Annotated in this window: 9 protein-coding genes; all 9 read left to right on the top strand. The window is 48.6% G+C overall.

Annotated elements, in window-relative coordinates; translation table 11 throughout:
- Positions 1-441 precede the first annotated feature (441 nt).
- Entirely contained in the window at positions 442-897 is a 456-nt protein-coding gene (locus tag C7820_RS26870; protein WP_089548910.1) for a ParB N-terminal domain-containing protein, read from the top strand.
- A gap of 252 nt (positions 898-1,149) precedes the next feature.
- A complete protein-coding gene (locus C7820_RS26875) occupies positions 1,150-2,706 on the top strand; it encodes a copper amine oxidase N-terminal domain-containing protein (RefSeq protein WP_116233636.1) in 1,557 nt (518 codons plus the stop codon).
- A 176-nt stretch (positions 2,707-2,882) separates the two neighbouring features.
- Complete coding sequence (locus C7820_RS33345) at positions 2,883-3,239, top strand: hypothetical protein (protein WP_147306308.1); 357 nt, start codon at positions 2,883-2,885, stop codon at positions 3,237-3,239.
- Between the two features lie 142 nt (positions 3,240-3,381).
- Positions 3,382-3,570 (top strand): hypothetical protein, encoded by a 189-nt coding sequence (locus tag C7820_RS26880; RefSeq protein ID WP_116233637.1) that lies wholly within the window; start codon positions 3,382-3,384, stop codon positions 3,568-3,570.
- Between the two features lie 57 nt (positions 3,571-3,627).
- Complete coding sequence (locus C7820_RS26885; RefSeq protein WP_116233638.1) at positions 3,628-4,056, top strand: hypothetical protein; 429 nt, start codon at positions 3,628-3,630, stop codon at positions 4,054-4,056.
- Between the two features lie 131 nt (positions 4,057-4,187).
- Complete coding sequence (locus C7820_RS26890; protein WP_116233937.1) at positions 4,188-4,802, top strand: YdcF family protein; 615 nt, start codon at positions 4,188-4,190, stop codon at positions 4,800-4,802.
- A gap of 226 nt (positions 4,803-5,028) precedes the next feature.
- Positions 5,029-5,634: a dihydrofolate reductase family protein gene (locus C7820_RS26895; RefSeq protein ID WP_116233938.1), complete on the top strand. Its 606-nt coding sequence runs from the start codon at positions 5,029-5,031 to the stop codon at positions 5,632-5,634.
- Between the two features lie 24 nt (positions 5,635-5,658).
- A complete protein-coding gene (locus C7820_RS26900) occupies positions 5,659-6,327 on the top strand; it encodes a Type 1 glutamine amidotransferase-like domain-containing protein (protein ID WP_116233639.1) in 669 nt (222 codons plus the stop codon).
- A 57-nt stretch (positions 6,328-6,384) separates the two neighbouring features.
- Positions 6,385-6,693 (top strand): dihydrofolate reductase family protein (locus C7820_RS26905; RefSeq protein ID WP_397334225.1); only part of this gene is annotated, 309 nt, incomplete at its 3' end.

Raw genomic sequence — 6,693 nt, forward strand, 5'->3', positions numbered from 1 at the left:
CGTATTTCATCCATAGTACAGCTAACAACAGCATCGTACCGGCGCGTACCGCCTGCTCTACCAGTTCGGAAATGTACGCCTGCGATTTGGGCTGGGATCGTACGACGAAGTATATTCTGATTCATGTTAGGGGTTAAGGGGGCCGGGCAGCTTACTGGCGCCGAGGATTAGGTGAATGATATGACGGATAATGAACCGGAAGGCCTTATTGAGGCTTTCCGGTTTTTTTGCGGCAAAGTTAGCATGCGGGAAGTACCTCTTAGTCGTCGAACGTACGAGGATGAGTAGCCGAAGTTGCTTCTCGGATAAAAGAGTGGGTTCTCCAATACGCTTGAAGTAAGAAACGGACAGTTTAGTTATATCTGATAAGTACCATTTTGTCCCATTTGGAAGTGGTATACAATAGGTTGTACTAGCCCAATCGAGGAGAGAGTGAACCTAATGCTATACGGCAGTACAAAATGTGCAATTGAATATGCCCAACGTGGTGCCATTGATGAGTGGATTCAGTTATTTCTTAGAAATGACGGAGACAATGTTGCATTGGCAGACGGGTTATTGGAGAAGAAGAGATACTATATCGGTCCTGTCGTAACGGATATATCGGAGTTTGGAATTGAAGAGGGAGCTCCATCGTATCTGACTAAGGAGAATGATATAGCATGGTTTTTCCATGTCGTGGATAAAATGAAAATCGCCTATGGTGATTGGGACTTTCCGCCGCTAATCGTCTTTTATTCCGCTGGCAAATATGAAATCGCTGATGGGCGTCACCGCAATGAAGCGTTTCGACAAATGAACATAAAACAAGTACCGGTTATTTTTTGGACCGATACGGAGGAAGATTTTCGTTATATGATCGAGCATACCTCATCTATGGGAATGAACCTTGGATGACTCGCTAACGGAGAACGATAGCTCTATAAGAAAGAAGAGACGGCAGCCGTGAAATGACTGCCGTCTTCTCAGCTAACGGGTAGGACTGTGTAATTATGTCGCGAATTATCAAGTATTTAGAACCTTACTCAGTCATAATATACATCCAGTATACTTTGCGGTGTAACCGCGGAACATTCTCGCTCCCCCAGCCGTCTATAAGAATGACAGGCTTCATGGCCTATAGATCTTCCTGACGGAAGGGACGATGAGATGAAAATGAAACAGTTCTATATGTTCACTCTGGCGGTACTGCTCACCGTCGGAGTTCCCGTCTGGTCGGGCGGGACCTCGTGGGAGGCTGAGGCGGCAGCGTCAACAGCTGCCAATGTGCCACCTGCCGCCGAAAACGACATTGCTACCGTGCCGGCATCATCGGCGCAGCCGGCGGCCATTCAAGCGGATGCTGTTCAGCGGGTCCAAATGAGTCACGCCGATCTGGCGTGGGTGCCGCTGTTCGCCTCGCGTGCAGCAGATCAAAGCGCTATTGCGAAGACGGCTAACTTCGTTAACCGGTTGCTTAAGAACGCAAAGCCGTCGACGGAGCAGTTGGTCGGAGAGGACGCCTTTTTCGCCACTAGTGTCGATGTCATGCTAACCGACGGGACCGATATTTACTTGCAATTCAAGGATTCGAAGCATGTTCTCATCCATATCGGCGAAGATAAATATATCGCCCAGGATGCCACAGCCCTCAAAGAGTTTTACGAATTGCTGGCGGTATCCCCGCAGACCGATGTAAGCACGCTCAAGCCGACCATTGGACAGACGGTTCGTATTAAGGGCAGTGACGCGAGTAACTATGAAGGAACGGTTCGGATCTTCGTCGAGACTTCCGGCTCATCCGGAGGCTATATGACAGCAAAGGGCGTGGATTATCCATCCAAAAGAGCACTGCTCGTCCATACCGCGCCTTACTCTGAAGCACGGTACGATTTTCAATTCACGATGCCGGCCTACGGCGAGGCGATTGACGGTACCTTCAAGCCGATCACGCCTGGCACTTATGACCTCTACATCGACACCGGCTCGAGAAGAACCATACGCAGCGTTATGGTCGCTCCTCCAGCCGCTCCTACGCTGGCCATCAACGGTGTCACGGTGAACGATCCGGCGCTTGCGCCGATCGTCTCGAACGGCGTCATGCTGCTGCCGATGCGCGCGCTTGCGGAATCGTTCGGCTGGTATGTAAGATGGGACGCCGCGTATAAAGCCGCCTTCGTTTCAACACAGCCTGATACGCAGGGAATCAACCCAGGAAAAGGCGCAGCGTTGTCGCTATGGGTGAACGGCAAGAAGCTTACCGGCGCGAACGCCAAACCGGTGATTGTGAAGGGACGTGTTTATTTGCCGCTGCGCGCGACGGCGGAAGCGTTCGGTTTCCAGCTGACGTGGACGCCAAGCGTTCGCGGCGTGCTGCTCGTATTCAGGCCGCAGTTACTTGATGAAGGCGCGTATGCGGGGGAAGCGAAGAAGTTGGCCGCTGCGAAGCTGCTCAACGGCTATGTCAACGCCATGAATGGTCGCGACGCCGCTGCGCTCGGCCGGCTGTTCGTGAAGAACGGCATGCCGGCGCAGTTGTTCGAGATCATCGGCCAGCGACTCATTACGGGCGTCCGCTCCGTGACGTTCGAAGACCGTCCCGGCGGCGCACTGCTGGCGTATGTGACGTTCAGTTACCTGTTCGATCAGCACGGCAATAAGTCGGGCACTTCAGGAATCGTGCTCATGCAGGAAAATGGCGCGTGGAAAATCTCGGACGTCGACTGAGGGAACAATAGTTCAAAATAACAAACAGCAGCCGGCAAGTAATTGGCTGCTGTTTTTGTTAAGCTAACGGGCAGGTTTACGTAACAAATTAGTTCTCCTTTCTGTTTTATAATATGTGAACTTCATTAATACTCAAGGGAGGGATTACAATAAAAGGAATCCTCATCTGTTTATTCATGGTTATGTTTTTATCTGGATGTTTAAATAGCTCTTCTATTTTATTTACTGGTGAAAGTAAGAACTGGTCAGCAAAATATGTCGTTACTAACCTCAATGGTGAGAACCACGATTACACATTGACATTAACTTACAAAGGAGATAACCCTTCTGAAGTGGGTAAAGTCAAATATAAATTTTCTGTATCATCAGGGGGAGGAAGTGGAGAAACAGAATTATCAGGGCATAAAGAAATCACTCATAAATCTATTAGTAATGGTGCTGTTCCGCAGAAAGACGAAACAATCAATGTTACTGTCGAGTGGAAAGGTATTAAAGAAGAGCTACAGCTTTCACTAATGGGAAACGATAGTTGAATAAACAAACATTTGAAGAAGCTGCCGGCGCCGATCGGCAGCTTTATTAAGCTAACGGGCAGGATAGATATAACGATTAACGGGGAGAATGGGAAGCAAAAAAAACGCAACCGTGAGATAATATCCAATGGAGGTTAACCCCTTGAAACGAATAGGACTTAGATTCTTAGCCTTGCTTTCGGTCTTCTTTGTCGGAAACCTTATTCTAAACGTGATATTTAAACCGGATGTGGATGTCGGTACTGCATTTTTAGTCTCATTTGGTGCCTCAACTGGCGTGGCTTTAGTTGAATATTACTTATTGAGAAAGAAACGTAAAGGCGATGATTAAGCTAACGGGAAACGTTTGTTTAATACATTCACACTTTCAAGCTACCTGGAGGTTACCATGAAAACTAATGAAGCGATGACCACATTATTGCTTAAAACCAAACCTTCAGGGGGTAGTAATAACGATGAATACACCCACTTTGTTGAATGGGATGGCTGTATTTTGATCAGCAGTTTTGCAAGAGATTTACCGAGTAGTTTCGATAAAACAACTTACTCTGATCGTACTGATTGCGAAACGTCGATAAATCATTTGCACTTGGAGAACCTTTCTATAGCATTAGGTATAATTGACGTATGGGAAAAGACACTCCGCCGTAACTTCTCAGGGAGAGAATTTAATATTGTAGTTAGTTGTGAACTTGATGGAACAGAAGCTGTTGCTCGTTTTTATCGGCTAAGACCGGATGAAGTAGCCTGGATGAATGAAGAAAATGATCTCGAGAATTATGAACATGAAGCAATACTACTTCTAAAGGTGCATTAAGCTAACGGGCAACGATAACTCAATGAAAACATTTCAAAGGCAGCAGGTATTTTGCTGCTAAAATGATCATAGCCATTTCAAAAGGAGCAATGAAGTGTGAAATGGGGCAGCTTACATTGGGGGTTAGTTCCATGCTTATTTCCAAGATGAACCCGGCAGAATTAACTATAGATCAAACCACCAAAGTAGTGTTTGGTGATGGTAAGTACACCGATGACGGAGCTGCGAATGGAGATTGCATATTTGTTTTTGGTGGGTCGTATTTATCAAGAGCGGTAAAGGCGGTTGAATTGTTTAAGAATGGTCGAGCCCCTTATATTTTGTTTACTGGCGGGGATAAATTTGGACAAATACATCCGCCAGAGGCAATTGTCCTGCAGAACGAGGCAAGAAGACTGGGCGTACCTAATGAATCAATTTTAATAGAGACACAGTCTAATCATACGAAAGAAAATATACTGTGTTCACTCACCGTTCTTGATCGAGCAATCGGCTTAGAAAACATCAATCGGTTGTTGTTAGTTAGTTCGCCTGGGCACATGCGCAGATGCCTTCTGATGTTAAAAACATTTATGCCACCATGGTATCAATATGTGTGGTGCCCTGATGATCGAGCTATAGGGCAGGCTAACAACTGGTGGCAGCATGAGCAGGAAGTTATCAGGGTCAGAGCTGAACTGCATAAAGTCATCAACGGTGTGAAAGGGAAATATTTCGTAGACGACGAAGTGGAGTTAGATCGTTGATTATTTTGAAGTCACCTAAATGAGCGAGAATTTCACTAACGTAAACGTTAATGTAACTAAATAAAGGAGCAGTTTGCCACCGGCAGCTGCTTCTTTTATTTATCAAGCTAACGGCAGATTAGATTAGCAATCTGTAAGAAACAATCCGAACTGAAATGTCCTAAACTTAGTTTAAGAAGACAACCCACCTGTGGACAGATTTAATATGAAAGGAATGAAAAGAAAAATGGGAAATCTTGTTGTGCACATGTTCATGACTTTGGATGGTGTAGTCCAATCTCCCGGGTCGCCTAATGAAGATCGTGAAGGCGGTTTCGGCTACGGCGGATGGCAAGGACCGTTTCGGGATCCGGTGACAGGACAACGGATCGCGGATGATTATGCGAGCCTCGACGCTATGTTGATCGGACGTAAAACGTACGAGATTTTTGCGTCGTACTGGCCGCAGGCGCCTGACACCAACCCGTTCACCAAGCTGATGAACGAGAAGCCGAAGTATGTCGCATCCCGGACATTAACCAGCGTCGATTGGAATAATACAAAACTGCTCGACGCGGATGTGACCACAAGTGTGCCTTTGTTGAAGGAGCGTTACGAGGAGGTGCATGTCGTCGGCAGCAGCGACCTGGTCCAGACATTGTTGCGTCACGAGCTGATTGACCGAATGAACATCTGGCAGTTTCCAGTAATACTCGGAGAGGGAAAACGATTCTTCGGCGATGGAACGATACCGACGAATCTGGAATTACTTGAATCCAGAGCGTTCTCCAAAGGGACGGTTCTATTGCGCTACGCGCTTGCGGGAAAACCGTCTTTTGGCAGCATGGCGTGAGATGATACACAAAGGAGTGAGGTTATGAAATTTCTGCTCACATCTGCAGGCATCAATAATAAAAGCATACAGGACGCGCTGGTTGACATGTTGGGCAAACCTATTGCCGAGTCTAGCGCCCTGTGCATCCCCACCGCGATGTACGGACACCCCTGGGTCGGCCCCGGCGTCAAAGCCTGGCAGTTCATCAGCGGGAATTCCGAGAATTCCATGGTTGAACTGGGCTGGAAGTCCGTCGGCGTGCTGGAGCTCACAGCGCTGCCAAGCATCGCCGAAGACCGCTGGGTGCCGCTGGTCCGGGAGACGGATGTACTGCTGGTGGCGGGCGGCGACGCCCTCTACCTGTGTCACTGGATGCGGCAATCCGGGCTGGCAGACCTCCTGCCGTCGCTGCACGCCGTTTATGTGGGAATGAGTGCAGGGAGCATGGTGATGGCCCCTAACATTGGGGATTACTTCGTTGGCTGGACTCCACCCAACGGTGGCGATGAAACGCTGGGACTGGTTGATTTTGCTATGTTTCCGCACCTGGATCACGAGCTGCTGCCGGGAAACACGATGGCTGCTGCAGAGAAATGGGCCGCCGGGATGCAAGGGCCATCGTATGCGATGGATGACCAGACCGCCATCAAAGTGATTGACGGAACAGTCGAAGTTGTCTCCGAAGGGCATTGGAAACTGTTTTCACCCTGATCCTTCATTAAATTAAATTTGTATTCGGTCAGAAAACCAGGGAGGAGAGTCAGTCGCATGGCAAAGATCGTTTTCGCATTGAACCAGTCTCTGGACGGATTCGTCGACCACGACCACCCGGCATTTCAGCCCGACCCCGTGCTATTCCGTCATTTCATCGACGACGTAAGCGGCCTGGCGGGCTGCTTGTACGGGCGCCGCATGTACGAGACCATGCGGTATTGGGACGGAGACCATTTTGAATGGGATGCGCCGGAACGGGAATACGCAGCGGCGTGGCAAAGCAAACCGAAGTGGGTGGTGTCGAGGACGTTAAAGTCCGTCGGTCCGAACGCTTCTCTGATCGAGGGCGACCTCGCAGCGGCC

The sequence above is a fragment of the Paenibacillus sp. VMFN-D1 genome (assembly GCF_003386155.1).
Taxonomy (GTDB): domain Bacteria; phylum Bacillota; class Bacilli; order Paenibacillales; family Paenibacillaceae; genus Paenibacillus_AQ; species Paenibacillus_AQ favisporus.

Excerpts from the sequence above, each read along its gene's own strand:
- C7820_RS26870 (WP_089548910.1), top strand. The coding sequence starts at position 442 with ATGCTATACGGCAGTACAAAATGTGCAATTGAATATGCCCAACGTGGT.
- C7820_RS26875 (WP_116233636.1), top strand. The coding sequence starts at position 1,150 with ATGAAAATGAAACAGTTCTATATGTTCACTCTGGCGGTACTGCTCACC.
- C7820_RS33345 (WP_147306308.1), top strand. The coding sequence starts at position 2,883 with ATGGTTATGTTTTTATCTGGATGTTTAAATAGCTCTTCTATTTTATTT.
- C7820_RS26885 (WP_116233638.1), top strand. The coding sequence starts at position 3,628 with ATGAAAACTAATGAAGCGATGACCACATTATTGCTTAAAACCAAACCT.
- C7820_RS26890 (WP_116233937.1), top strand. The coding sequence starts at position 4,188 with ATGCTTATTTCCAAGATGAACCCGGCAGAATTAACTATAGATCAAACC.
- C7820_RS26895 (WP_116233938.1), top strand. The coding sequence starts at position 5,029 with ATGGGAAATCTTGTTGTGCACATGTTCATGACTTTGGATGGTGTAGTC.
- C7820_RS26900 (WP_116233639.1), top strand. The coding sequence starts at position 5,659 with ATGAAATTTCTGCTCACATCTGCAGGCATCAATAATAAAAGCATACAG.